The 25,436-nt window shown below is 64.7% G+C and carries 21 protein-coding genes and 1 riboswitch; of the genes, 9 read left to right on the top strand and 12 right to left on the bottom strand.

Translation table 11 applies throughout. The features are described 5' to 3' along the window. Nucleotides 1-89 precede the first annotated feature (89 nt). The 4 genes from aroQ (at nt 90) to AC07N6_RS01635 (ending at nt 3,431) form a co-directional block, all read left to right on the top strand. Complete coding sequence (gene aroQ / locus AC07N6_RS01650) at nt 90-650, top strand: gamma subclass chorismate mutase AroQ (protein WP_494780585.1); 561 nt, start codon at nt 90-92, stop codon at nt 648-650. A 179-nt stretch (nt 651-829) separates the two neighbouring features. After that, nucleotides 830-2,050: an MFS transporter gene (locus tag AC07N6_RS01645; protein ID WP_494781261.1), complete on the top strand. Its 1,221-nt coding sequence runs from the start codon at nt 830-832 to the stop codon at nt 2,048-2,050. A 242-nt stretch (nt 2,051-2,292) separates the two neighbouring features. Then, complete coding sequence (locus AC07N6_RS01640; protein ID WP_494780584.1) at nt 2,293-2,799, top strand: Dps family protein; 507 nt, start codon at nt 2,293-2,295, stop codon at nt 2,797-2,799. A gap of 119 nt (nt 2,800-2,918) precedes the next feature. After that, a complete protein-coding gene (locus AC07N6_RS01635) occupies nt 2,919-3,431 on the top strand; it encodes a DUF4822 domain-containing protein (protein ID WP_494780583.1) in 513 nt (170 codons plus the stop codon). A gap of 43 nt (nt 3,432-3,474) precedes the next feature. Here the strand turns inward: AC07N6_RS01635 and thiE are convergent, their stop codons facing one another. From thiE to AC07N6_RS01580, 11 genes are all read right to left on the bottom strand, one after another. Continuing rightward, nucleotides 3,475-4,110, bottom strand: a complete 636-nt coding sequence (thiE, locus tag AC07N6_RS01630) for a thiamine phosphate synthase (RefSeq protein ID WP_494780582.1) — start codon at nt 4,108-4,110, stop codon at nt 3,475-3,477. A gap of 24 nt (nt 4,111-4,134) precedes the next feature. After that, nucleotides 4,135-4,980 carry a bifunctional hydroxymethylpyrimidine kinase/phosphomethylpyrimidine kinase gene (gene thiD / locus AC07N6_RS01625; RefSeq protein ID WP_494780581.1) on the bottom strand — a complete coding sequence of 282 codons (846 nt, stop codon included), beginning with the start codon at nt 4,978-4,980 and terminating at the stop codon, nt 4,135-4,137. Continuing rightward, nucleotides 4,977-5,786: a thiazole synthase gene (locus tag AC07N6_RS01620; protein ID WP_494780580.1), complete on the bottom strand. Its 810-nt coding sequence runs from the start codon at nt 5,784-5,786 to the stop codon at nt 4,977-4,979. Before AC07N6_RS01620 ends, thiD begins: the two co-directional genes overlap by 4 nt. A 429-nt stretch (nt 5,787-6,215) precedes the next feature. Next, the gene (gene thiS, locus AC07N6_RS01615; protein ID WP_494780579.1) at nt 6,216-6,416 is read right to left on the bottom strand and encodes a sulfur carrier protein ThiS; all 201 of its coding nucleotides are present in this window, start codon (nt 6,414-6,416) and stop codon (nt 6,216-6,218) included. An 8-nt stretch (nt 6,417-6,424) separates the two neighbouring features. After that, nucleotides 6,425-8,350: a phosphomethylpyrimidine synthase ThiC gene (gene thiC, locus AC07N6_RS01610; RefSeq protein WP_494780578.1), complete on the bottom strand. Its 1,926-nt coding sequence runs from the start codon at nt 8,348-8,350 to the stop codon at nt 6,425-6,427. A 77-nt stretch (nt 8,351-8,427) separates the two neighbouring features. After that, nucleotides 8,428-8,532: riboswitch (TPP riboswitch) on the bottom strand. Nucleotides 8,533-8,699: 167 nt separating this feature from the next. Beyond that, nucleotides 8,700-9,962, bottom strand: coding sequence for a TRAP transporter large permease (locus tag AC07N6_RS01605; protein ID WP_494780577.1), 1,263 nt, complete (start codon nt 9,960-9,962; stop codon nt 8,700-8,702). Then, complete coding sequence (locus AC07N6_RS01600; RefSeq protein WP_494780576.1) at nt 9,959-10,426, bottom strand: TRAP transporter small permease; 468 nt, start codon at nt 10,424-10,426, stop codon at nt 9,959-9,961. Before AC07N6_RS01600 ends, AC07N6_RS01605 begins: the two co-directional genes overlap by 4 nt. Nucleotides 10,427-10,510: 84 nt before the next feature. Continuing rightward, nucleotides 10,511-11,500, bottom strand: coding sequence for a TRAP transporter substrate-binding protein (locus AC07N6_RS01595; protein WP_494780575.1), 990 nt, complete (start codon nt 11,498-11,500; stop codon nt 10,511-10,513). 145 nt (nt 11,501-11,645) lie between these two features. Beyond that, a complete protein-coding gene (locus tag AC07N6_RS01590) occupies nt 11,646-12,686 on the bottom strand; it encodes a transketolase family protein (protein WP_494780574.1) in 1,041 nt (346 codons plus the stop codon). Continuing rightward, complete coding sequence (locus tag AC07N6_RS01585) at nt 12,683-13,522, bottom strand: transketolase (RefSeq protein WP_494780573.1); 840 nt, start codon at nt 13,520-13,522, stop codon at nt 12,683-12,685. Before AC07N6_RS01585 ends, AC07N6_RS01590 begins: the two co-directional genes overlap by 4 nt. Nucleotides 13,523-13,531: 9 nt before the next feature. Further along, nucleotides 13,532-14,281, bottom strand: a complete 750-nt coding sequence (locus AC07N6_RS01580) for an SDR family NAD(P)-dependent oxidoreductase (protein ID WP_494780572.1) — start codon at nt 14,279-14,281, stop codon at nt 13,532-13,534. Between the two features lie 182 nt (nt 14,282-14,463). Here AC07N6_RS01580 and AC07N6_RS01575 point away from each other — a divergent pair, with 182 nt between their 5' ends. The 5 genes from AC07N6_RS01575 (at nt 14,464) to AC07N6_RS01555 (ending at nt 24,849) form a co-directional block, all read left to right on the top strand. Continuing rightward, on the top strand, nt 14,464-15,372 hold the full coding sequence (locus tag AC07N6_RS01575; protein WP_494780571.1) for a LysR substrate-binding domain-containing protein: 909 nt from the start codon (nt 14,464-14,466) through the stop codon (nt 15,370-15,372). A gap of 403 nt (nt 15,373-15,775) precedes the next feature. Further along, the gene (locus tag AC07N6_RS01570; protein ID WP_494780570.1) at nt 15,776-20,503 is read left to right on the top strand and encodes a YadA-like family protein; all 4,728 of its coding nucleotides are present in this window, start codon (nt 15,776-15,778) and stop codon (nt 20,501-20,503) included. Nucleotides 20,504-20,650: 147 nt separating this feature from the next. Then, nucleotides 20,651-21,121, top strand: a complete 471-nt coding sequence (locus AC07N6_RS01565; RefSeq protein WP_494780569.1) for a DUF4019 domain-containing protein — start codon at nt 20,651-20,653, stop codon at nt 21,119-21,121. A 297-nt stretch (nt 21,122-21,418) separates the two neighbouring features. Then, complete coding sequence (locus tag AC07N6_RS01560) at nt 21,419-24,229, top strand: valine--tRNA ligase (RefSeq protein ID WP_494780568.1); 2,811 nt, start codon at nt 21,419-21,421, stop codon at nt 24,227-24,229. A gap of 146 nt (nt 24,230-24,375) precedes the next feature. After that, nucleotides 24,376-24,849, top strand: a complete 474-nt coding sequence (locus AC07N6_RS01555; protein ID WP_494780567.1) for a DUF2147 domain-containing protein — start codon at nt 24,376-24,378, stop codon at nt 24,847-24,849. A gap of 99 nt (nt 24,850-24,948) precedes the next feature. On the opposite strand, the gene AC07N6_RS01550 is transcribed toward AC07N6_RS01555, so the two are convergent. Beyond that, the gene (locus AC07N6_RS01550; protein ID WP_494780566.1) at nt 24,949-25,404 is read right to left on the bottom strand and encodes a YaiI/YqxD family protein; all 456 of its coding nucleotides are present in this window, start codon (nt 25,402-25,404) and stop codon (nt 24,949-24,951) included. Nucleotides 25,405-25,436 lie beyond the last annotated feature (32 nt).

Genomic DNA, 25,436 nt, shown 5'->3' with positions numbered 1-25,436 from the left:
CGATTATAAGGCGGCGCGCTATACTTCCGGGCTCGTTCGCCGGCCAGGCCGGCGAATCCCTCCCAACCAGCCCTGCATCATGGTGTCCCATGCTCCGTTCGCGACTGATTTCCGCCCTGGCTGCAACCTTGCTGATGGCCTGCGGCTCCGCCCCCAGCGCGCCGGCGTTCTCGACCCGCACCGACGTCAGCCAGCTGCTGTCGCTGCAAAAGACCCGCCTCGATGTCGCCGCGCCGGTGGCGCGCAGCAAGTGGAATTCGCACGCGCCGATCGACGATCCGGCGCGCGAGCAGGCGATTCTCGACGATGTCGGCGCACGGGCGCAACAACTCGGGATCGATGCGCAATGGGCGCGCAGCTTCTTCCAGGACCAGTTCGACGCCGGCAAGATCGTGCAGCGCGACCTGCATCGGCAATGGAAGCTGGAGCAGCGCCCGCCCTTCGCCAATCCGCCCGACCTCGCCCGTGAAGTAAGGCCGGTGCTGGACCGGCTCACGCCGGAGCTGCTGGCGGTACTGGCGCGCCTCAACGAGCGCTGGTGCGAGCCCGATGTGGCGGGCGCGCTGGATGAGCTGGCGCCGCAAATCCTGGGCGCCGACTATGCGCCGGCGGTGCAGGAAAAGGCGACGCAAGCGCTGCGCTGCAGGTAGCTGCAGGTAGTAAGCCGCCCGCATCGCACCTTGCCAGATTGCCATCGTCGCGCAAAAGCGACTAAAACCTTGAAAAACCTTTGCTGTCCTGCAGCATTTTCCTCGGAGGAGTAAAATTCGTGGCAGCTGTTCACGCGCACATCCGCGCCTGCAGCGTCCACATTCCGAACTCCCCCATCATGTCCGACGATTCATGTAGTCCCAGTCCTGCGCCGGCGCGTCCGCTGACGCCGGCCAAGGTCACTTCGCAGATCCTTTCCACCGCCTTCTTCACGTTCCTGGTCTACCTGGCCATCGGCATCCCGATGGCGGTGCTGCCGGGCTACATCCACCTCGACCTCGGCTACAGCTCGGTGATCGCCGGGCTGGGCATCAGCGTCCAGTATTTCGCCACCTTCATCAGCCGCGCCAACGCCGGCCGCATGATCGACACCGTCGGCGCCAAGCAGACCGTGATGCGCGGCATGCTGCTGTGTACCGCCAGCGGCGGCCTGCTGCTCCTGGCGGCGCTGGCGCAATCGCTGCCCTTTCTCAGCCTGATGCTGCTGTTCGCCAGCCGTGCCGTGCTGGGCCTGGGCGAGAGCCTGGTCGGCACCGGCGCCATCATGTGGGGCATCGGCCGCGTCGGCGCCGACAACACTGCCAAGATGATTTCCTGGAACGGCATTGCCACTTACGCCGCGCTGGCCATCGGCGCGCCGCTGGGCGTGGTGCTGGACCGCTCGCTGGGCTTCGCCGTGATCGGCCTGGCGGGCGCGGCGCTGACCGCGGCCGGCTACCTGCTGGCGCGCGGCGGCCCGAACGTGCCGGTGGTGCCCGGCGAAAGGCTGTCGTTCAAGCTGGTGCTGCGCCGCGTGTTCGCCTATGGCCTCGGCCTGGCGTTCGGCACCATCGGCTTCGGCTCGATCGCCACCTTCATCACGCTGTACTACGCCGACCACCAATGGGGCAACGCGGCCTTCGCCTTGACCGCCTTCTCCGCCGCCTTCGTCGGCGCGCGCCTGCTGTTCGCCAATGCCATCAACCGTTTCGGCGGCTACCGCGTGGCCATCGTCTGCTTCCTCACCGAAGCGGTCGGCCTGTTGCTGCTGTGGGTCGCCGGCGCGCCGGAGGTGGCGATGCTGGGCGCGGCGCTGACCGGCTTCGGCTTCGCGCTGGTGTTCCCTTCGCTGGGCGTGGAGGCGGTCAAGCTGGTGCCGGCCGCCAACCGCGGCGCGGCGCTGGCGGCCTACTCGGTATTTCTCGACCTGGCGCTGGGCTTCACCGGGCCGCTGGCCGGCCTGATCGTGGGCCAGCTCGGCTATCCGCAAGTGTTCCTGTTCGCCGCCATTGCCGCCATCGGCGCGGTCGCCTTGTCGCTGTCGCTGTACCGCAGCGCGCAGCAGAACAACGGGCAATGATCCCAACCTGATCCGCCGCAAGCCGCACGGATGCAAGCCGGCAAAACGATGGGGCCGATAGCGAGATTGCTATCGGCCCCATCGTCATTTTGATCCACTATTTTTATTGAAATGCGGAACGCTTGCCCCATCTCTTCCATCAATACAGTCGCATCGAACACTATCCGCATGCGTGATTTGCAATAGAATCGCCATGTTGTTTTCACCCGCCAACGACAAACCCACACCAGAAGGAGCAAAACATGGCAAAGAAGAATATTGCTGCGGCATCGGCCAACATTGCGATCAACATCGGCATCAGCGACAAGGACCGCAAGAAGATCGCCGACGGCCTGTCCAAGCTGCTGGCCGACAGCTACACGCTCTACCTGAAGACCCACAACTTCCACTGGAACGTCACCGGCCCGATGTTCAACACCCTGCACCTGATGTTCGAAGGGCAGTACACCGAACTGGCCACCGCGGTCGACCTGATCGCCGAACGCATCCGCGCGCTGGGCTATCCGGCCCCGGGTTCGTACAAGGACTTCGCCAAGCTGTCGTCCATCCCGGAAGCCGAAGGCGTGCCGTCGGCGCAAGAGATGATCGCCCAGCTGGTAGCCGGCCAGGAAGCCGTGACCCGCACCGCGCGCTCGATCTTCCCGGCGGTCGATGCCGCCGCCGACGAACCGACCGCCGACCTGCTGACCCAGCGCATGCAGCTGCACGAAAAGAATGCGTGGATGCTGCGCAGCCTGCTGGAAGGCTGATCGCTGATCACTGATCAGCGACTGCCGATTGGCAAGGGCGTGACCGCCGGCATGCGGCGGCCACGCCCTTGCGATGACGAATGACCTCTGTTCATCATGAAAGTGAAAGGCCATCCCCCATGCCCCGCATGCGATCCACGGCAAAACTTGTTGGCGGCCTGTGCCTTGCCATCGGCTTGCTCGCCGCCAGCCCCTCCCGGGCGCAAACGCCTGACTCCGTTTCCGCCGCCAAGGCCCTCTCCTCCACGCTCTGGCTGACCACCAAGGTCTATCTTGAAGGCGCGCCGGAGCAGGACGTGCAAGCCGACTACATGGGCGTCGTCGGCCTGTCGAGGTGGGATAGCGCGCGCAACCGTTATGAATTTTTCGATCCGGCCACCGGCGCATCGCGCCTGAAAGCGGGCGGCGGCGGCTACTTCTTCATCACCGGCGACGGCAAACAGCACGTTCTGGTGCCTGACGCGGGCGCTGTCAGGGCGCTCCCCCGGCGGCTGGAGAAGCTGACGACGGCCGAGTTCACTTATTCGCGCGAAGTGCCTCGCAACATGGTGCAGGGCAATCCCCCGGTGCGGATCTATGTGGTGCATACGCCTTACGCCGGGCCGTTCAACCCGCCACTGTCCCAGCCTTGAACGACGGCGCCGATAACCGCGCCGGCCCTGCCATCATGCGCGCTCAGAACAGCTCGGCAAAGCCGCGCGCGGCGGCCTGCGCATCCTGCGGCGCCATATAGACGCTGCTGATCGCCGCCACCATGTCGGCGCCCTGCGCAATCAGCGGCAGGCAGTTCTCTTGCGTCATGCCGCCGATGACCACCACCGGCAACGGAATTTCCCGCTTCGACTCGGCCACGATTTCCGGCGCGGTCTTGAATGCATATTTCTTCACGCGCGACGGATAGAAGCCGCCGAAAGCCACATAGCTCGCTCCGGCGGCATGGGCGTCGCGCGCCAGTTGCAGCGTGCCGTAGCACGAAGCGCCGACGATCTTGTCCCGGCCGACCCTGGCGCGCACCTCGGCGACCGCAGCATCGGTGCCGCCGACATGGATGCCATCCGCATCCAGCGCGATGCACAACTCGACATGGTCGTTGACGATGAACGGCGTATTGTGGCGGCGGCACACATGCAGCAGCGCGCTCGCCTGCTCCTTGCGCAAAGCCTCGTCCGCGTTCTTGTGGCGGTATTGCACCAAGGCCGCGCCGCCCCGGATCGCCTGCTCCGTTGCGCTCGCCAGTTGTTCGGTGTCATCCCAGTCGGGCGTGACGATATACAAACCGCGCACATGCCATTGCTTGTCTGTGTGGTCCATTCCTGCTCTCCCTTCAATGCGTTTCTATTTCCGATACGGCGGCACGCGATTGGGAATGCGCTGCCCGGCCGCAATCGCATATGACGTCGCCAGCGCATGCTGGCAATAGTCTTGCGCATCTGCGATGGCATCGCGCATTTCCAACCCGCGCGCCAATAAGGCCGACAAGGCCGCCGCCAGCGTGCAGCCGCTGCCGTGGAATTCGTCGGGCAGGCGCGGCCAGCGCCAGTGCGCACTTTCCTCGGCAGCGTCGGCATCCTCGCCCTGCCCGGCGCCGGGCGGCTGGCCGTACCAGCGGTTGACCACGTCGGACTCCTGCGGGCCATGCCCGCCCTTGAGCAGCACATGTTCGCAGCCGCGCCGCATCAGCGCCGCCGCCTGCCGCCCCGGCGACACGTCGCCGCACAGGCGCCGCGCCTCGTTGAGGTTGGGCGTGATCACGGTGGCCAGCGCATACAGGGGCTCGATCACGCGCGCGGCATCGTCCTGCGAGAGGTTGTCCCCCTTGCCATTGGCCAGCACCGGATCCAGCACCACCGGCAGCGCCGGATTGCGTGCGCGCAGCTGGCCGATCAGCGCTGCGATCGCCTCGGCGTTGTCGCGGCTGCCGGCGATGCCGAGCTTGACGGCGGCGATGTCGAAGCGGTCGATCAACACCTGGGCCTGGTGGCGCACCAGTTCCGGATCCAGCGCATGCACCGCGAACACGCTGACGTTGTCCTGCACCGTCAACGCGGTCGGCACCGACAGCGGATGGCAGCCGAGCGCGCTGATGGCGGGGATATCGGCCTGCATGCCGGCGCCACCGCTGGGGTCGGAGCCGGAAAACACCAGCACGCAAGGCGGCGCGGGACGATAGCCGGCGTTCACACTACGCGCCCGGCCATCGGCGAGGATGGCGAGGCGTGGAACTTGCGCGGGATGCGGCCCGCGAGGAAAGCCTCGCGCCCCGCCTCCACCGCCAGCTTCATCGCGCCCGCCATGCGGATGGGATCGCGCGCGCCGGCAATGGCGCTGTTCATCAGCACGCCGTCGCAACCCAGTTCCATCGCGATGGCCGCGTCCGACGCCGTGCCCACGCCGGCATCGACCAGCACCGGCACCTTGGCCTGCTCGATGATCAGCGACAGGTTCCACGGATTCAAGATGCCCATGCCGGAACCGATCAGCGAAGCCAGCGGCATCACCGCCGCCACGCCCAGGTCTTCCAGCATGCGCGCCTGGATCGGGTCGTCGCTGCAATACACCATCACGTCGAAGCCATCCTTGACCAGCGTCTCGGCGGCTTTCAAGGTCTCCGGCATGTTGGGAAACAGCGTCTTCTCGTCGCCCAGCACCTCCAGCTTCACCAGCTTGTGCCCGCCCAGCAGTTCGCGCGCCAGTTGCAGCGTGTAGACCGCATCGGCCGCGTTGTAGCAGCCGGCGGTATTGGGCAGGATGGTGAATTCCGAGGGCGGCACCACGTCCAGCAGGCTGGGGGCGTTGGGGTCCTGGCCGATGTTCACGCGGCGGATCGCCACGGTGATGATCTCGGCGCCGCTGGCGATAGTCGCCTCACGGGTTTCGTTCAAGTCCTTGTACTTGCCGCTGCCCACCAGGAGGCGCGAGCGGTAGGTTTTTCCGGCGATGGTCAGGTCTGCGTCCTGTGCCAGCGCGGGTGTGTCGTTCATGTTCATTTCAAATCCTTTCATGTCTCTTGCAATTGTGCGAAGAGGAATGCATACGGCTGGTGTGCGGACTTCGATACGCGCAGGTGATAGCGAACCTGCACCCCGAAGCCGCAGGCGAGTAACAAGCACCGCGATGCCGCAGGCGAGCCGGTCATGCTTTCCCCTTGTGGGCCAGCCGCCGGAGCGCGGGGAAAAATGGATCAGAAAGGCAGTCGGAGCGCAGCGACTCTGCCTTTCCCATTTTTCCCTGCGCTTCGGCGGGAACCCCGCAGGGGCTGGCACTTAGGGGCCGCCTTTCTTTGCTTACTTTCTTTGGCGGAGCAAAGAAAGTGAGCGGCTGCCGGGCCGCTCCCGGCGCTCCCCTCCGACCGGAGAGACCAAGCAATAAAGCCAGAGCATCAGAACGCAGCAAGACCAGACTACCTAATTAAAAACTCACCCGCCACCGATCGCCCGCACCACATCCACCTTGTCGGTCTCAACCAGCGCCAATCCGCCCCACTGCTGCGCAGGCACCACCTGCCGGTTGACCGCCACCGCCACCGCCTTCCCGGAAAGCGCCAGCGAAGCGACCAGCTGCTCCAGCGTAAAGCCATCCGGCAAGGGATGCGGCTTGCCATTCAGTTCGATCTGCATGGCAAGGCTCATTGCTTCGAATAGATCTCGGCGCCCATCTTCACGAACTCGACCGACTTCACCTCCATGCCCTGCTTGAGCGCGGCGATTTCCGAGATACCTTCCTTGGCCGCGTAATCGCGCACTTCCTGGGTGATCTTCATCGAGCAGAAATGCGGACCGCACATCGAACAGAAGTGCGCCACCTTGGCCGAGTCCTTGGGCAGGGTCTCGTCGTGGAATTCGCGCGCCTTGTCCGGGTCCAGGCCGATGTTGAACTGGTCTTCCCAGCGGAACTCGAAACGCGCCTTGGACAGCGCGTTGTCGCGGATCTGCGCGCCCGGATGGCCCTTGGCCAGGTCGGCCGCATGCGCGGCGATCTTGTAGGTGATGATGCCGTCCTTCACATCCACCTTGTTGGGCAAGCCCAGGTGTTCCTTCGGGGTGACGTAGCACAGCATGGCGGTGCCGTACCAGCCGATCTGGGCGGCGCCGATGCCGGAAGTGATGTGGTCGTAGCCGGGCGCGATGTCGGTGGTCAGGGGCCCCAGCGTGTAGAACGGCGCTTCGTGGCACTGTTCCAGCTGCAGGTCCATGTTTTCCTTGATCAGGTGCATCGGCACGTGGCCGGGGCCTTCGATCATCACCTGCACGTCGTGCTTCCAGGCGATCTGGGTCAGCTCGCCCAGGGTCTTCAGTTCGCCCAGTTGCGCCTCGTCGTTGGCGTCGTAGATCGAGCCCGGACGCAAGCCGTCGCCCAGGCTGAAGCTGACGTCGTAGGCCTTCATGATCTCGCAGATGTCTTCGAAGTGCTCGTAGAGGAAAGATTCGCGGTGGTGCGCCAGGCACCACTTGGCCATGATGGAGCCGCCGCGCGAGACGATGCCGGTCATGCGCTTGGCGGTCAGCGGCACGTATTGCAGGCGCACGCCGGCGTGGATGGTGAAATAGTCCACGCCCTGCTCGGCCTGCTCGATCAGGGTGTCGCGGAAGATTTCCCAGGTCAGGTCTTCGGCCTTGCCGTTGACCTTTTCCAGCGCCTGGTAGATCGGCACGGTGCCGATCGGCACCGGCGAATTGCGGATGATCCACTCGCGCGTCTCGTGGATGTTCTTGCCGGTGGACAGGTCCATCACGTTGTCGCCGCCCCAGCGGATGGCCCAGGTCATCTTCTCGACTTCCTCGCCGATGGACGAGGTCACGGCCGAGTTGCCGATGTTGGCGTTGATCTTGACCAGGAAGTTGCGGCCGATGATCATCGGCTCAACTTCCGGGTGGTTGATGTTGGCGGGGATGATGGCGCGCCCGCGCGCCACTTCGTCGCGCACGAACTCGGGCGTGATCTCGGCCGGGATCGAGGCGCCGAAGGACTGGCCGGGATGCTGGCGGCCCATCAGGTCGGACAGCTTGGCGCCCATCGGGCCGGAGGCTTTCAACTGCTCCAGGTATTCCTGGCGGCGCAGGTTTTCGCGGATGGCGATGAACTCCATCTCGGGCGTGACGATGCCGCGCCGGGCGTAGTGCATTTGCGTAACATTGCCACTGAGGTTGCCGCCAGCCTTGGCGCGGCGCGGCTTGCGGTGCAGGTTGAAGCGCAGCTCGGCCAGCGCCGGGTCGTTCAGGCGCTGCTGGCCGTATTCGGAGGTCGGGCCGTCCAGCTCCTCGGTGTCGTCGCGCTCCAGGATCCAGGGCAGGCGCGGCGTGGGAAGGCCGGCGCGGATGTCGATCTTCACCTCCGGATCGGTGTAGGGGCCGGAGGTGTCGTAGACGTAGATCGGCGGGTTCTTTTCGGAACCGAACATGGCCGGGGTATCGGACTGGCTGATCTCGCGCATCGGCACGCGGATGTCCGGACGCGAGCCGGTCACATAGATCTTGCGGGAATTCGGGAGGGGTTGGATCGCTGCCTCATCCACCGTGGCGGTGGCGGACAGGAACTTCGGGTTGGCATTCATTTTGGCTCCTTTGCGGTTGGCTTGGAGCCAGCAAAGGAGGATTCGGAAAAGGACGCATTGCGTGGTGAGGTGCAATACGGGGTGTTCCGGCGCTTCCCTTCGCTGGCATTACCCAGATCAGGTTCAAGGGTATTTCTCACCCGTTTGCCATTCAGCGGCATTCAGGACCCCTAGCATTTGTTGCTCTTACTTCGTTCGGTTTCAAACGTCGTGGGCCGGATTCTACACCCATAATCGGCGCGTGAACGCATCATCCAGCATCAAAATTATGCGTTGCATCGCGCCATTCCGTATCGGCAACACGGACAAAAAAGGCCGGCAAGCACCGGCCTTTGCATGCGGTTGCCGCCTACAGTCTCAAGGTCAATGCCGGGACATAGCTCATCAGGCCGAGCACGATCAATGCCACCGCATAGAACGGCAACAATTCGCGCACGGTGCCGCCGATGCTGGATTTGGCCAGCATGCTGCCGATGAACAGCGTGGTGCCGACCGGCGGCGTATATAAACCGATGGCCAGGTTGACCACCATGATGATGCCCAGCTGCGTCAGGTCGATGCCGTAAGTTTGCGCCAGCGGCACGAACAGCGGCGCCAGCAACAGGATCGCCGCCGGCAGGTCGATGAACATGCCGACCACCAGCATCACGCCATTCATCAACAGCAGCACCGTTGTCGCCGTGTGGAAATTGCCCTTGGCCCAATCGATGAAACGCTCCGGTATCTGTTCCAGCGTCAGCACCCAGCCGGCCGCCGTGGACGCCATGATCAGCAGCATCACCACCCCGGTTGCAACGCCGGCAAAAATCATCGCGCGCTTGACCCGGTCCCAGGTCAGGTCGCGATAGATGAAGGCCGACGCCAGCAGCGAATAGGTCACCGCGATGGTGCTGATTTCGGTCGGCGTGGCCACGCCGAAACGCAAGGCGATCAGGATGAACACCGGCAGCATCAGGGCCGGCGCGGCATAAATTCCGCGCTTGGCCATCATGCCCCATGCCACCGGCTTTTTTTCATACGGAAACCCGCGCAGCCTGGCGCTGATGTTGCAGACCATCAGGAAACCCACCGCCAGCAGCAGGCCCGGCAAGATGCCGGCGAAGAACAAGCCGCCGATCGAGGCGTTCGACATCAGGGCGTACAGGATCAGCGGAATCGACGGCGGTATCAAAATGTCGATGGTCGATGCCGCGGCGATCGTGGCGCCGCAGAACGCGGGAGGATAGCCCATCTTCTTTTGCCAGGGCACCAGCACCGAACCCAGCGCCGTGGCATCGGCCACGGCCGAGCCGGATACGCCGCCGAACAGCGTCGAACCGAGCACGCTGACCTGCGCATGCCCGCCGCGAAAACGCCCGACCAGGTCGGTGGCGAAGTCGATCAGGTATTGCCCGAGCCTGCCGTTCATCATCAGGTCCCCGGCCATCACGAAGAACGGAATCGCGATCAGCGGAAAGCTCTGCGTCGGCGCGAACAATTGCTGGATGATGGCAAACAGCGGCAAATGATCGGACGACATGATGCCCAGCGTGGAGCCGACCACCAGCGCATGCGCCACCGGAAACGACAATGCCAGCAGCAGGGCGAAAATCAAGGCCATGATCAGGCTCATACCACCCCCGGGCCAGCTTCGGCCAGATTGACGTGCACCGCTTCACCGGCCAGCAGATGGCGCACAATGGCCGCCACGCTGCATACCCCGACCAGCCCCAGGCCCACCGCCAGCGCGCCGTAACCGACGCTGCCCGGCACATGCAGGATGGTGCTCAACTCATCGTGGGCGATGACGGCGCTCTGAAACGCATACCACGCCAGCCAGAGATACGTGCCTGCGGTCACGGCATGGATCAGCAAGGTCAGGCGGATGCGCCATTCGGCATTGAGCGAATTGAGCAGCAACTGCGTGGCGACGTGCGCGCCCTGCAAGGCCGCCTGTGCGATACCGGCCATCACGAAAACCGGGAACAGCAGCGCCACCAGCTCGGAAGAGGCATTGACGCTGGTTTCCATGCCGTAGCGCAAAATTACCGTGAGGGTCAGGATCGCCAGCAGGCACAGGCCGGTGCTCAGCAACATGAAGCGGCAGAGCCTTTCGATATTTTTTTCCGTCGCATTGGCGGCGGATATGCAGAGTTCTTTCCAGCTCATGATCGATCCCCCTTACCGGACGGTGCTGCGCAACGTCCGGACGAAATCGCCGAATGGCTTTTTCTCCCAGTTGTCCCAGACTACCTTGGTGGCGGCCTTGAACGGCGCCAGATCGGGGCTGTTGACCTGCACCGCGGGGTTGCTCTTGTATTCGGCCAGCAACTTCTCGTCAGAATCGGCCACCAGCTTGCGCTGGAACACGGTCGCTTCCGCCGCCGCCTCGCGCACCAGCTTGCGGTCGGCATCGGACAATCGCTTCCAGGTGATCGCGCTCATCAGCACCGGCGTCGACTCGTACTTGTGGTTGGTCATCGAAATATATTTCTGCACCTCATGCAGCTTGGACGAGTGGATATTGGCCAGCGGATTTTCCTGCCCGTCGACCACGCCCTGCTGCAGGGCGATATACAGCTCGGAAAAATTGATCTGCTGCGTGCTCGCGCCCATGGCCTGGAACATATCGACCGTCACCGGGTCGGCGGGGGTACGTATCTTCAGGCCCTTGAGGTCATCCGGCCTGGCCACAGGATGCTTGCTGTTGGTGGTCTGGCGGATGCCGTTGTCGAACCAGGCGATCAGCACCATGTTCTTGGCCTCGAACCGCTTGGCCAGGTCTTGTCCGACCGGCCCGTCCAGCAATGCCCATGCCTGCTGCAGATTGGCAAACAGGAACGGCATGCCCAACGCCGCCAGCTCCGGCACCACCGACGACATCGGCCCCTGGGAATTGGCGCTCATGTCCAGCGTTCCGGTCCGCAGCGCGGAAATCATGGTCAGGTCTTCGCCCAGTTGCGCGGCGCCGGCAACTTGCACCGTGATGCGGCCGTTGCTTTTGGCTTTCACCAGCTCGGCGAATTTGAGCGTGCCTTCGGCCTTGGGATTGCCGGGCGCGGCATTGTGGCCGAGCGTGAGCTTGATTGGCGTTTGCGCGACTGCCTGCACGGCCAGGCCGAAACTCAGCGCGGCCAGCATCACCGAAATGCATGGGAATAATTTTTTCATGTCTGTCTCCTCTGGGTGTATGCGGCTTTGCACCGGACGACGCGATGGCCCTGGCCGGCTTGCCGCTTTTTGAAATCAACGCCGCGCTGTCACGCCGGCGATTCTCTGCCGCACTCCTTTCTTGTCGATGTCATCGTCATTGGACTCACAACCAGGATTTGATATCGCCCGCCATCACCGCCGCCGAAATGCGATAGCGGTCATGCAGCGTCGGCAAGGCGCCGGCGTCGAGGAAGGCGTCCGGCAAGCCGATCTGGCGGAAGGCCGGCGGCCGCACGTCGGCGCGCATCAGCACGCCGGCCACGGCCTCGCCCAGGCCGCCGACGACCGAATGGTTTTCCGCCACCACCACCATGCGGCCGCTTTTGGCCGCTTCCCTGCGGATGGTTTCCTCATCGAGCGGCTTGATGGTCGGCACGTGCAGCACGCCGACATCGACGCTGTCCTTTTGCAGCAGCTTGGCCGCTTCCAGCGCGCGCATGGTCATCAGGCCGGTGGAGATGATCAGCACGTCGCGGCCGTCGCGAATCATCTTGGCGCGGCCCAGTTCGAACTGGTAGTTGTATTCATCCAGCACCGCCGGCACGTTGCCGCGCAGCAGGCGCATGTAGACCGGCCCCTGATGCGCGGCGATCTGCGGCACCGCCTGTTCGATGTCGAGCGCATCGCAGGGATCGACGACGGTCAGGTTGGGCATGGCGCGGAAGATCGCCAGGTCGTCGGTGGCCTGATGGCTGGGGCCGTAACCGGTGGTCAGCCCCGGCAAGGCGGCGACGATCTTGACGTTGAGGCTTTCTTCGGCAATCGCCATGCAGATGAAGTCATAGGCGCGGCGCGAGGCGAACACCGCATAGGTGGTGGCAAACGGCACCATGCCCTCGCGCGCCATGCCGGCGGCCGCGCCCATCAGCAATTGCTCCGCCATGCCCATTTCGTAGAAGCGCTCGGGATGTTCCTTGGCAAAGATGTGCAGGTCGGTGTATTTGGCCAGGTCGGCGGTCATGCCGACGATGTCGGCGCGCACCTTGGCCAGTTCGGCCAGCGCATGGCCGAACGGCGCCGGGCGCGTGGCCTGCCCTTCGGCCGCCAGCGAGGCGATCATGGCCGAGGTGGTCAGGCGCGGCTTGGCCGGCGCATTGGTTTTCGCCTCGACGGCTGCACTGGATTTTTTCACGGCTTGATTCATGCTTCGCTCCCGACATACAGCGTATCGAGCGCCAGTTGCCACTCATCGGGGTCGACACGGATAAAGTGATTCTTCTCGCGCCCTTCGAGGAAAGGCACGCCCTTGCACATCTTGGTGTCGCAAATGATCACGCGCGGCTTGTCCTCGGCCAGCACGCGGGCGCGGTCGAATGCCGCCACCACTTCCTTGAGATTGTTGCCGTCGACGCGCTGCACGTACCAGCCGAAGGCTTCCCATTTATCCGCCAGCGGTTCGAAGTTGAGCACGCTCCGGGACGGGCCGTCGGCCTGCTGGTTGTTGACGTCGACGATGGCGATCAGGTTGCCCAGCTTCCAGTGCGCGGCCGACATGGCGGCTTCCCAGGTCGCGCCTTCATCCAGCTCGCCGTCCGACAGCAGGTTGTAGACGAAGGAAGACGACTTCTTGCGTTTCAATCCGAGCGACATGCCGACGGCGACCGTCAAGCCCTGCCCCAGCGAACCGCCGGTGATTTCCATGCCGGGCGTATAGGCCGCCATGCCTGACATCGGCAGGCGGCTGTCGTCGCCGCCGTAGGTTTCCAGTTCGTCCTCCGGCAACACGCCGGCTTCGATCAGCACTGCGTACAAGGCAATGGCGTAATGCCCGATCGAGAGCAGGAAACGGTCGCGCTCTTCCCAATGCGGGTGGTCCGGCTTGTAGCGCAGCGCGCGAAAATAAGCGACCGCGAGGACGTCGGCAATGCCGAGCGCTTGCGCGATGTAGCCCTGGCCTTGCACCTCGCCCATGCGCAGCGCCTTCTTGCGGATGCGGTAGGCGCGTTCGGCCAGGGTCAGGTTTTTTTCAGTTGTGCTCATGATGGGCTCCTAGTGGATCAGCATGCCGCCGTTCACATCCAGCGTCACGCCGGTGAGATACGACGACAGGTCGCTGGCCAGGAACAGGCAGCTGTTGGCCACGTCCTGCGCCTCGCCGAGGCGGTTCAACGGAATGCCCTTGAGGATCTCGGTCTTCATCTGCTCGGTCAGCTTGCCGCCGGTGATGTCGGTCAGGATCAGGCCGGGCGTGAGCGAGTTGACGCGGATGTTGTCCGGCCCCAGCTCGCGCGCCATGGCGCGCGCCAGCCCCAGCACGCCGGCCTTGGCCGCCGAATAGTGCGGGCCGCCGAAGATGCCGCCGCCGCGCTGCGCCGACACCGACGACAGGCAAACGATGGAACCGCTCCTGCGCGAGCGCATATGCGGGATCAGCGCCTGGCTCATGTACAGCGTGCCGCGCAGCGAGACATCGGTGACCGCCTCGTAGTGTTCCGGTCCGATATCCATGATCTTCAACGGCTGGGTGATGCCGGCGTTGTTGACGAGGATGTCGACGTGGCCGAGGCGCTTGATGACTTCCTGCGCCGCGCGCTCGCAGTCGCCGCGGGCGGTGACGTCGCAAGCCAGGCCGATATGGCCGGGACCGATGTCGGCGGCCGCCGCCGCGGCGGCGCCTTCATCGAGGTCGAGGATGGCGACGCGGCCGCCCTGCTGCGCGAACAGGCGCGCCACCGCTTTGCCGATGCCGCGCGCGGAAGCCGCGCCGGTGATCACGGCGATCTTGTCTTTGAGTAACACGGTTGTCTCCTGGTGTTGTTTTATTCGGCCTCTCCAGTTAGGCAGCACTGCCTTAGATTTCTTCGATGGCTGGAGTAGCGGAGGCAGTATTTCATCCGCCCAAACCACCAGCAAGCTAGAATTCCTCAAACCGCTTTGAATTATTTTCATAACAAGACAACAAAGCCGCACAGGGAGACACCATGCACCTGCCCCCGTTGAAGGCCGTGATCGCCTTCGAAGTCGTGGCCCGGCACGCCAACATCAGCAAGGCCGCGGAAGAGCTGAACCTGACGCCGTCGGCGGTCAGCCACCAGATCAGCAACCTGGAACATTTCGTCGGCCTGAAGCTGTTCGAGCGCACTTCGCGCGGCGTGGTGCTCACGCCCGCCGGCGAGCGCTACCAGCAGACGCTGGCGGGCGCATTGGCGCTGATCGCCAGCGCCGCCCAGAGCGCGCGCGCCGACGACGGCATCGAGGTGCTGCGGGTGCACGCTTCGCCCAGCTTCGCCAGCCTGTGGCTGATGCCGCGCCTGCCGCAGTTCATGCGCGAGCATCCCGACATCCGTATCCGACTGTCGGCCTCGCACATGCATTCCGACTTTTCGCGCGGCGAGATCGATCTCGACATCCGCTACGGCGCGGTGCGCTGGGCCGACCTGCATGTGGAAACCATCTTCACCGAGGAAATCATGCCCATGGTCAGCCCGGCCATGGCCGAACGGCTGCAACTGCGCAACCCGCAGCAATTGCTGCAGGAAAGCCTGATCTTCTCGGAAGTGAACCTGGTGCAATGGCCGCAATGGTTCGCCGCGCACGGCATCGATGTCAGCCCCAGCCACTACGCGCTGTCCTTCGACCGCGCCTACCTCGCCATCGAGGCTGCGGTGCAAGGGCTGGGGATCGCGCTGGACAGCGCCTGGCTGGCCAAGGGCCTGCTGGATCAAGGGCGGCTGGTGCCGCTGTTCGCCGACCGCAAGAGCATCCGGGTACATGCGCACCACCTGGTGTACCCGGCCACGCATGGCAAGTGGCCGAAGGTGAAGCGGTTTACCGAATGGATGGGGCAACAGGTCGATGCCGAGCGGCAAGAGCCCGGCGGCCGCTCCTGAGCGCCGCGACCGGAGCCGCAGAGACATTGCCTTATTGAAACATACGGCACATGGGGCGAACACCCGCAAGACACCCTGCTACCGCGCGGCCGGCATGGCCAGCGGGAGCGTCCCCGTTCATTTCAGTCGTCAATATTCGTGCGTGACTAAAAATAAATTGTTGTTTATTACTTCACATCTTCACAAATCTTCACAAAAATTCTGCAGAATATCTAAAAAATTGTTTCCTTCATGCATGCGCAGACATGGACAAAAAAAGTCAAGGGGAAACTCGCCGGGGGGGAGGGATCGGACGCCGCAACGCCTGCGGGTAGAGCCCTCTGCATTACCGTCTTGATCGTTTCGGTACATACATCTCCCCGAAAGACATGGCAATCAGCCATTGCTTTATTCGGAGGGGTGAATGAATCGTACCGAAGCAACCGATGCATGCCGGACGGCCATGCCCTGGGGGGAAAAGAGCGTTCCCCATTCTTGCCGCATGCTGCGCCTGACAAGCTGTGCCGCCATGCTGGCCCTGGCTTTTCCGATCCAGACCGCCATGGCGGCAACCGCGATCGGCGACGGCAATACCAGTAATGCATTCAGCATCGCGATCGGCTCCGGCAACGGCTCAGCCTCCGCCCCTACCGCCATCGGCGGCGGCGATATCGCCATCGGCAACAATACGACAGCGGGCAGCACCGGCAGCAGCAATAACGTCGCCATCGGTGGCCAGGCCTCATCGGGAAGCGGCGGCGGCAACGGCAACGTGGCACTGGGTTACCAGGCCAAGACCGGCTCGGGCGCGTCCAACAGCGTTGCCATCGGCACCAATGCATCTTCCAGCGCCGGCGCCAGCAACAGCGTCACCATCGGCACCGATACGGTGGCCGGCGACGTCTTCGCCACCGCACTGGGTTTCAGCGCGAAAGCCAACAGCGCGAGTTCGGTGGCGCTCGGCGACCGCTCTGTCAGCAACGGCGCCAATGCCATCGCCATCGGGGCCTCGGCGCAATCCCAGGCGCCCAACGCCACCGCGCTGGGCGCTTCGGCGCGCGCGTATGCCAGCGGCGGCATTGCGCTCGGCCTGGGCGCGATAGCAGGCATCTCCGGCAACGGCACCAATATCAATGGCGCCGCGCTTGGCAACAGCGCATCGGCCACCGGCATCCATGCCACCGCGCTTGGCGCGTTCAGTACGGCCTCGGGGGCCAACGCCATCGCCATCGGCGGCAATGCCAGCGCCGCGACTTCGGCCGCCGCCAGCGGCGCCTCGTCCGTTGCCATCGGCGCCAACAGCGTGGCCAACCAGAACAACAGCGTCGCCATCGGCGCCAACGCAACGACCGCGGTCGGCGCGCGCACCAACTACACGCCCTATGGCCTTTCCGGCACGCAAAGCTCGGTGGGCGAAGTCTCGGTCGGCAAGAGCGGCGCCGAGCGCACCATCACCAATGTCGCCGCCGGCATCGGCGGCACCGATGCGGTCAACGTCAACCAGTTGACCGGCATCAACAATGCCCTGACCGCGTCCATCAATGACAGCCTGCGCTGGGATGCCGCCGCCAACGGCGGCAGCGGCGCCTTCAGCGCGACGCATGGGGCTGCGACGTTCAACAAGATCGTCAATGTCGCCAATGGCACGGCCGCCAACGATGCGGTCAACCTGGGGCAACTGACTGCCGCCATCACATCGGTGTCCAGTTCCGCGACGAAATATTTCCACGCCAACTCGACCCAGGCCGATTCGCTTGCCAGCGGCGCCGAATCGGTCGCCATCGGCCCCGGCGCCGTCTCCGGCACGGCCAACAGCGTGGCGTTGGGCGCCAACTCGAGCACCGCCGTCGGCGCGCAGACGGCGTATACCGCCTACGGCCTCACCGCCCCGCAAAACTCGGTCGGCGAAGTCTCGGTCGGCAGCGCCGGCAACGAACGCACCATCACCAACGTCGCCGCCGGCGTCGCCGGCACGGATGCCGTCAACGTCAGCCAGTTGTCGAACGTGGCGACCACGCTCAGGACCGACAGCCTGCAATGGAGCTCGGCCGCCGGCGCTTTCAGCGCCACGCGCGGCATCGTCGCGCTCAACAAGATCACCAACATCGCCGATGGCGCCATCGCCGCCGGCAGCTCGGATGCGGTGACCGGCGGACAGCTCAACACCGCCATCAACAACAGCCTGCAATGGAATAGCGGCGCCGGCGCCTTTGTCGCCAGCCACGGCGCCACCCCCGCCAACAAGATCACCAACATCGCCGATGGCGCCATCGCCGCCGGCAGCTCGGATGCGGTGACCGGCGGGCAACTCAACACCGCCATCAACAACAGCCTGCAATGGGATGGCGCCGCCGGCGCTTTCAGCGCGACCCATGGCGCCGCCGCCACCAACAAGATCACCAACGTCGCCAACGGCACGGCCACCAACGATGCGGTCAACTTCGGCCAGCTCTCCGCCTTGTCGGGCAATGCGCTGCAATGGAATGGCGCGGCCTACGATGTGGCGCGCGGCGGCGCCAGCAGCAAGATCATCAACGTCGCCGATGGCACCGCCGCCGGCGATGCGGTCAACCTGGGACAGCTGACCGCGGCCATTTCCTCGGTATCCAATTCGGCGACGAAATATTTCCACGCCAACTCGACCCAGGCCGACTCGCTTGCCAGCGGCACGGAATCGGTCGCCGTCGGCCCGCGCGCGGTCGCCAATGGCGCCAACGCCGTCGGCATCGGCAACGGCGCCACCGCCGACCAGGCCAACAGCGTGGCGCTGGGCGCCAATTCGGCCACCACCATCGGCGCCCAGGCGTCCTACACCGCTTATGGCCTGGTCGCCGCGCAGGTCTCGGCCGGCGAAGTCTCAGTCGGCCGCGCCGGCGCCGAACGCACCATCACCAACGTCGCCGCCGGCGTCGGCGGCACCGATGCGGTCAACGTCAACCAGTTGACCAGCGTCAACAATGCCTTAAGCGCCGCCATCGGCGACAGCCTGCACTGGGACGCGGCCGCCAACGGCGGCGCCGGCGCCTTCAACGTCGCGCGCTCCGGCGTCAACAGCAAGATCATCAATGTCGCCAACGGCACCGCCGCCAACGACGCCGTCAACTTCGGCCAGCTCTCGGCCTTGTCCGGCAATGCGCTGCAATGGGACGGCACGACCTACAATGCCGCCCGCGGCGGCGTGAACAGCAAGATCACCAATATCGCCGCCGGCGATATCAGCGCAACCAGCACCGACGCCGTCAACGGCGCGCAACTGTTCGCCTCCCTCGGCAGCTTCAGCAATCCCAGCTACACCAACCTCAATGGCCAGGGCATCAAGTATGTGCGCACCAATGACACCGGCCTGACGCCGACCGACGTATCGGCGATCGGCCAGGGTTCGACCGCGGTCGGATACAGTGCCTCGGCCACCGGCGCCAATGCCGTGTCGATCGGCGCCCAGGCCCTGGCACAAAGCGATGGCAGTGTCGCCATCGGCCAGGGCTCGACCACCGTGTCCGGCAAGTCGGTATCGATCGGCAACTTCAACATCGCCAGCGGTAACGGCGCGGTCGCGCTGGGCGATCCCAACAATGCCACCGGCGATGGCGCGCTGGCCATCGGCCAGGACAATACCGCCAGCGGCGATGGTTCGATGGCGCAAGGCAACACCAATACGGCCAACGGCCAGGGAGCGATCGCGCTGGGCAACCTGTCCAATGCCGCCGCCGCCGGCGCGCTGGCGGCGGGCGACCATGCCAATGCCCTGGCCACCGGCGCCATCGCCATCGGCACCAATGCATCGGCCAGCACCGTCGATACGCTTGCCCTTGGCCGCAACAGCAGCGCCACCGCCGCCAACAGCGTGGCGCTGGGCGCGGGCTCGGCGGCCAGTACCGGCGCCCAGGTCAATTACACCGCCTATGCCTTGAGCGCGCCGCAGACATCGGCCGGCGAAGTCAACGTAGGCAACCGCACCATCAGCGGCGTGGCGGCCGGCAGGAGCGCTTCCGATGCGGTCAATGTCAGCCAGTTGCAGGCCATGACGTCGACCATCAACGGCAATGCGCTGCAATGGGATCCGGCCGCGCTGAGCGGCGCCGGCGCCTACAGCGCCTTCCGCGGCGGGGCCAACAACGAGATCGTCAACGTGGCCGACGGCTCCAGCCCGCAATCGGTGGCCACGGTACGCCAGTTGAGCGCGGCGATCGGCGCGGTTGCCGCCACCGGCTCCTTGTACTTCCATGCCAACAGCCCTGGCAACCTGGATTCGGTAGCCGCCGGCGACCAGGCGATTGCCGTCGGCCCGATCAGCATCGCCGATGGCGCATACAGCATCGCGCTCGGCCAAGGCGCTTCCACCACCAGTGCCGCCGACAATGCCATCGCCATGGGCAACGGCGCCCGGGTCTCGGCCGCGAACTCGCTGGCCATCGGCCTCAATGCGAGCGCCAGCCTGGCCAACAGCGTGGCGCTCGGGGCCGGCTCGGCCACCACCGTGGGCCCGCTCACCAACTACAATGCCTACATGCTGGCGGCGCTGCAAAGCTCGGCGGGGGAAATCAATATCGGCAACCGCCAGCTCACCGGGCTGGCCGCCGGCAGCGCCGACACCGATGGCGTCAACGTCAGCCAGCTGCGCGCCGTCTACACCGATTTGAATAGCCGTATCGCGACCAGCGGCGGCAGTGGCAGCGGCAACAGCGGCGGCGGCAACACCATCAGCGGCAACAAGGTCTGCGGCGGCGGCAGTTGCGGCGATGTCCTGTCCTACGACAGCGCCAGCAACAACAGCGTCACGCTGGGCGGCGCCGGCAGCGCGCCGGTGGCGATCCACAACGTGGCGGCCGGCGTGGCCGATACCGATGCGGTGAATGTGTCGCAGCTCAATGGCGCGGTGGGACAAGCCAAGCAATATACGGATCAGAAGTTCCAGCAATTGAACCGGGAATCGTTTGCCGCGGCCGCATCGGCCATGGCCTTGGCGACGCTGCCGCAAGCGACCCAGCCGGGCCAGAACCTGATGACCTTCGGCAGCAGCACGTATGAAGGCGAGAGCGCGATGGCCGTGGGCTTGTCGCGCCAAAGCGGCCGCTGGGTGGTCAAAGGCGCGTTCACCACCAATAGCCGCGGCCGGACCGGCGCGGCCATGGGCGCCGGATTCGCCTGGTAAGCCGACTGGCAAATGCAATTGTTCCGTCGGGATTGGCGGCTTGTTCATCCGATTGAAATACGCGGCCGCTGGATACCATGCAAGCAACATCGGGGGCGCTACGAATGAGCCCACCCATTCGAAGCCCTCTTTTCCAAGGAGACCAATATGATGTCATCGACGCCGTTCAAGAAAGTCGCCCTGGCTGCGGGCGCCGCGCTGTTATTGCAGAGCAGCCTTGCGCTGGCGCAGACTGCGCCGCTCAACGACCTGATCAAGACCGCCTCCCAATGGGCTGCCCTGGCCGACGCCAATCAAGCCGACCGCATGTGGGACAGCAGCAGCCCGATCATGCAAAAGCGCATGCAAAAACCGGAATGGGCGCAATACCTCGGCACCCTGCGCGGGGAGCTGGGTTCCACCCAGGCGCGCGAGTGGAGCCAGGTCACGCGCGTGGTCAATCCGCCGGGCCTGCCGCCGGGCGAGTACATGAACGTGATGTTCAATACCAATTTCGCCCGTATTCCGACGGTGGAAAAAGTGTCGCTGGCGCCGACCGGCGGCAAGTGGATGCCGGTCGGCTACGTCATCACGCCAGCCGTGCCGCCCACCGCGGCCACCGCCCGTCCGGCGCAATGATGCGATGATGCGATGACATCGCGACATCATTGCCCGAACATGCGCCTGCCGCGCGGCCCCATGACATGACTGCGCAGGGTGGCGGCAAGCCGGTCACGCGTTGCCTGCCGTCACTCCTCCCCAACTGCCGGCCCATGAATTTGCCTGCCCGGCCGGATCGGCTCGATCCGATGGCCCGGGCCCGCCATTGCGAGCGGCCGCCGACGCCATGCTTGCCGCACCATCGCCGCACGGCATCGTCCGTGGCGGCGTAGCGTCATTTATAATAGGCGGTTTCGCAAAAACACACGTCAAATCATGGAATTAGCCAAGTCTTTCGAGCCTGCCGAGATTGAAAAATTCTGGCGCGAGGAGTGGGAAAAGCGCGGTTACTTCGCCGCCACCACCGACGCCGAAAAACCGTCGTTTTCCATCCAGCTGCCGCCGCCGAACGTGACCGGCACCCTGCACATGGGCCACGCGTTCAACCAGACCATCATGGACGGCCTGACGCGCTACCACCGCATGCGCGGCTACAACACCGCCTGGATCCCGGGCACCGACCACGCCGGCATCGCCACCCAGATCGTGGTGGAGCGCCAGCTCGACGCGCAGAAGGTGTCGCGCCATGACCTCGGCCGCGAGAAGTTCGTCGAGAAGGTATGGGAATGGAAGGAAAAGTCCGGCTCCACCATCACCGGCCAGATGCGCCGCATGGGCGCCTCGACCGACTGGAAGCGCGAATACTTCACGATGGACCCGAAGATGTCCAAGGCGGTCACCGAAGTGTTCGTGCGCCTGTACGAGCAGGGCCTGATCTACCGCGGCAAGCGCCTGGTCAACTGGGATCCGGTGCTGGGCACCGCGGTGTCCGACCTGGAAGTGGTGTCGGAAGAAGAAGACGGCTCGATGTGGCACATCCAGTACCCGCTGGCCGATGGCAGCGGCCACATCACGGTCGCCACCACCCGTCCGGAAACCATGCTGGGCGACGTCGCCGTGGCGGTCGACCCGACCGACGAGCGCTATGCCGCGCTGGTGGGCAAGATGCTCAAGCTGCCGCTGGTCGGCCGCGAGATCCCCATCATCAAGGATGAATACGTCGACAAGGAATTCGGCACCGGCTGCGTGAAGATCACGCCGGCGCACGACTTCAACGACTACCAGGTCGGCGCTCGCCACAACCTGGACAAGATCAGCGTGTTCACGCTGGACGCCAAGATCAACGAAAACTCGCCCGAGAAATACCGCGGCCTGGACCGCTTCGAAGCGCGCAAGCAGATCGTGGCCGACCTCGAGGCGCTGGGCCTGCTGGAACTGGTCAAGCCGCACAAGCTGATGGTGCCGCGCGGCGACCGCACCGGCGTGGTGATCGAGCCGATGCTGACCGACCAGTGGTTCGTGGCGATGAGCAAGCCGGCGCCGGAAGGCACCTACTTCCCCGGCAAGTCGATCGCCGAGACCGCGCTGGAGAAGGTTGCCTCCGGTGAGATCAAGTTCGTGCCGGAGAACTGGACCAATACCTACAACCAGTGGTTGAACAACATCCAGGACTGGTGCATCTCGCGCCAGCTGTGGTGGGGCCACCAGATCCCGGCCTGGTACGACGACGAAGGCAACATCTACGTCGCCCGCAGCGAGGAAGAAGCCCGCGCGCAAGCCGGCGGCCGCGCCGTCAGGCGCGACGAGGACGTGCTGGACACCTGGTTCTCCTCGGCGCTGGTGCCGTTCTCGACCCTGGGCTGGCCGGAAGAGACCCCGGACTACAAGCTGTTCCTGCCGTCGTCGGTGCTGGTGACCGGCTTCGACATCATCTTCTTCTGGGTGGCGCGCATGGTCATGATGACCACGCACTTCACCGGCAAGGTGCCGTTCGACACCGTCTACGTGCACGGCCTGGTGCGCGACGGCAGCGGCCAGAAGATGTCCAAGTCCAAGGGCAACACGCTGGACCCGATCGACCTGATCGACGGCATCGGCGTGGATGAACTGGTGGCCAAGCGCACTGCCGGCCTGATGAACCCGAAGCAGGCGGCCAGCATCGAGAAGGCCACCCGCAAGGAATTCGCCGACGGCATCCCGGCCTTCGGCACCGATGCGCTGCGCTTCACCTTCGCCTCGCTGGCGACCCTGGGCCGCAACATCAACTTCGACCTGAACCGCTGCGAAGGCTACCGCAACTTCTGCAACAAGCTGTGGAACGCCACCCGCTTCGTGCTGATGAACACCGAAGGCCAGGACTGCGGTTTCGACGGCCATGAGAAGGGCGTGTGCGACAAGAGCTACCTGCAGTTCTCGCAGGCCGACCGCTGGATCGTGTCGCTGCTGCAGCGTACCGAAGCCGAAGTGGCGAAGGGTTTCGCCGACTACCGCTTCGACAACATCGCCACCGCCATCTACAAGTTCGTGTGGGACGAGTACTGCGACTGGTACCTGGAAATGGCCAAGGCCCAGATCCAGACCGGCAACGAGGCGCAGCAACGCGCCACCCGCCGCACCCTGCTGCGCGTGCTGGAAGTGATCCTGCGCCTGGCGCACCCGGTGCTGCCGTTCATCACCGAACAGTTGTGGCAAACCGTGGCGCCGCTGACCGACAAGCAGCTCGATCCGGCCGGCGACTCGATCATGCGCCAGCCGTATCCGCAAGCCGACCTGGACAAGGTCGACGCCGAAGCCGAGGCCTGGATGGCGCAGTTCCGCGCGCTGACCGATGCCTGCCGCAACCTGCGCGGCGAGATGCAGCTGGCGCCGTCGCTGCGCGTGCCGCTGGTCGTGGAAGCGGCCGACGCCTCGGCGGTGCAGTCCTTCCTGCCTTACCTGCAGGGCCTGGTGCGCCTGTCGGAAACGCAGGTGGTGGCGCAACTGCCGGAGTCGCCGGCGCCGGTGGCCATCGTCGGCGACGTCAAGCTGATGCTGAAGGTGGAAATCGACGTGGCCGCCGAGCGCGAACGCCTGGGCAAGGAAATCGCCCGCCTGAGCGGCGAGATCGCCAAGGCCAACGGCAAGCTGTCCAACGAAAGCTTCGTGGCGCGCGCGCCGGAAGCGGTGGTGGCGCAGGAGAAGGAACGCCTGGCGACCTTCACCGCCACGGTCGGGAAGCTGCAGGAGCAGTTGGCGAAACTGAAGTAAGTTTCGCCGCATCCGGCCAGCGCCAAGCCGCCGTTCCGCAAGGGACGGCGGCTTTTGTTTTTATCGCTTGCCCTGCGCGCCCGGCTTGACTACACTGAGTCGATAAAATTAGAACAACCGTGCTTTTAATCAAAATTGGAGACAACATGAATACCAAGGCTTCCCCTTCCGCCCTGCCCCGTCTTGCCGCAGCCGGCGTGCTGCTGGCCGGCCTGTTGGCATCGGCCTGCGCCTTTGCCGACGGCTCCCCGGTCGGCTTGTGGAAGAACATCGATGACGCCACCGGCAAACCCAAGGCATTGATCCGCATCACCGAAAGCAATGGCGAACTGTCGGGCAAGATAGAGAAGCTGTTCCGCACGCCGGAAGAAGACCAGAACCCGGTCTGCGCCAAGTGCGAGGGCGAACTGAAGGACCAGCCCATCGTCGGCATGACCATCCTCTCCGGCTTGAAGAAGGATGGCGACGAGTACAGCGGCGGCCAGATCCTCGATCCGGCCAACGGCAAGCTCTACAAGAGCAAGCTGACGGTGATTGAAGACGGCAAGAAACTCAACGTGCGCGGCTATATCGGCGTGCCGATGCTGGGACGCACGCAGACCTGGGTGCGCGAGGAATAAGCGCCGCGCTGTCTTCCACGGCAATACCAATGCAAACGGCAACGAAAGATTCGTTGCCGTTTTGCTTTGTGTGTGTGTGGAGGGGGGAGCGTTCGTTGCTTAACGCCCCGCCTGGGATTTTTGCACGTAGCGGTCAAGCTCGCGCGCGAAGGCACGGCTGTCGCCCTGGCTGAAGGCGGCCGGGCCGCCGGTTTCCATGCCGCTGCTGCGCAGTTCTTCCATGAAATTGCGCATGCTCAGGTGCTGGCGGATATTGTCGGCGGTATAGAGTTCGCCGCGCGGATTGAGCGCGACGCCGCCCTTGGCGACGACATCGGCCGCCAGCGGGATATCGGCGGTGATGACCAGGTCGCCGGCCTGCGCCAGCTTGACGATCTCGCGGTCGGCCACGTCGAAGCCGGCCGGCACCACGATGGATTTGATGAAGCGCGAGGGCGGCGTGCGCAGCCCCCGGTTGGCCACCAGGGTCACCACGATGCCGGTGCGCTCCGCCACGCGAAACAGCATGTCCTTGATGACGCCCGGACAGGCGTCGGCATCAACCCAGATCTGCATGGAGAAACCCTGCTGCGAAAGCGGCGGTGTGA

It is taken from the genome of Herbaspirillum sp. GW821-FHT09A12 (genome assembly GCF_059418325.1).
Note: the sequence above shows the minus strand (reverse complement) of the source record. Positions and strands in the feature narration are given on the sequence as shown.

Coding starts and splice junctions, on each gene's coding strand:
- aroQ (WP_494780585.1), top strand. CDS start 90: ATGCTCCGTTCGCGACTGATTTCCGCCCTGGCTGCAACCTTGCTGATG.
- AC07N6_RS01645 (WP_494781261.1), top strand. CDS start 830: ATGTCCGACGATTCATGTAGTCCCAGTCCTGCGCCGGCGCGTCCGCTG.
- AC07N6_RS01640 (WP_494780584.1), top strand. CDS start 2,293: ATGGCAAAGAAGAATATTGCTGCGGCATCGGCCAACATTGCGATCAAC.
- AC07N6_RS01635 (WP_494780583.1), top strand. CDS start 2,919: ATGCCCCGCATGCGATCCACGGCAAAACTTGTTGGCGGCCTGTGCCTT.
- thiE (WP_494780582.1), bottom strand. CDS start 4,110: ATGGACCACACAGACAAGCAATGGCATGTGCGCGGTTTGTATATCGTC.
- AC07N6_RS01620 (WP_494780580.1), bottom strand. CDS start 5,786: ATGAACATGAACGACACACCCGCGCTGGCACAGGACGCAGACCTGACC.
- thiS (WP_494780579.1), bottom strand. CDS start 6,416: ATGCAGATCGAACTGAATGGCAAGCCGCATCCCTTGCCGGATGGCTTT.
- thiC (WP_494780578.1), bottom strand. CDS start 8,350: ATGAATGCCAACCCGAAGTTCCTGTCCGCCACCGCCACGGTGGATGAG.
- AC07N6_RS01605 (WP_494780577.1), bottom strand. CDS start 9,962: ATGAGCCTGATCATGGCCTTGATTTTCGCCCTGCTGCTGGCATTGTCG.
- AC07N6_RS01600 (WP_494780576.1), bottom strand. CDS start 10,426: ATGTTGCTGAGCACCGGCCTGTGCCTGCTGGCGATCCTGACCCTCACG.
- AC07N6_RS01595 (WP_494780575.1), bottom strand. CDS start 11,500: ATGAAAAAATTATTCCCATGCATTTCGGTGATGCTGGCCGCGCTGAGT.
- AC07N6_RS01590 (WP_494780574.1), bottom strand. CDS start 12,686: ATGAATCAAGCCGTGAAAAAATCCAGTGCAGCCGTCGAGGCGAAAACC.
- AC07N6_RS01585 (WP_494780573.1), bottom strand. CDS start 13,522: ATGAGCACAACTGAAAAAAACCTGACCCTGGCCGAACGCGCCTACCGC.
- AC07N6_RS01575 (WP_494780571.1), top strand. CDS start 14,464: ATGCACCTGCCCCCGTTGAAGGCCGTGATCGCCTTCGAAGTCGTGGCC.
- AC07N6_RS01570 (WP_494780570.1), top strand. CDS start 15,776: ATGAATCGTACCGAAGCAACCGATGCATGCCGGACGGCCATGCCCTGG.
- AC07N6_RS01565 (WP_494780569.1), top strand. CDS start 20,651: ATGATGTCATCGACGCCGTTCAAGAAAGTCGCCCTGGCTGCGGGCGCC.
- AC07N6_RS01560 (WP_494780568.1), top strand. CDS start 21,419: ATGGAATTAGCCAAGTCTTTCGAGCCTGCCGAGATTGAAAAATTCTGG.
- AC07N6_RS01555 (WP_494780567.1), top strand. CDS start 24,376: ATGAATACCAAGGCTTCCCCTTCCGCCCTGCCCCGTCTTGCCGCAGCC.
- AC07N6_RS01550 (WP_494780566.1), bottom strand. CDS start 25,404: ATGCAGATCTGGGTTGATGCCGACGCCTGTCCGGGCGTCATCAAGGAC.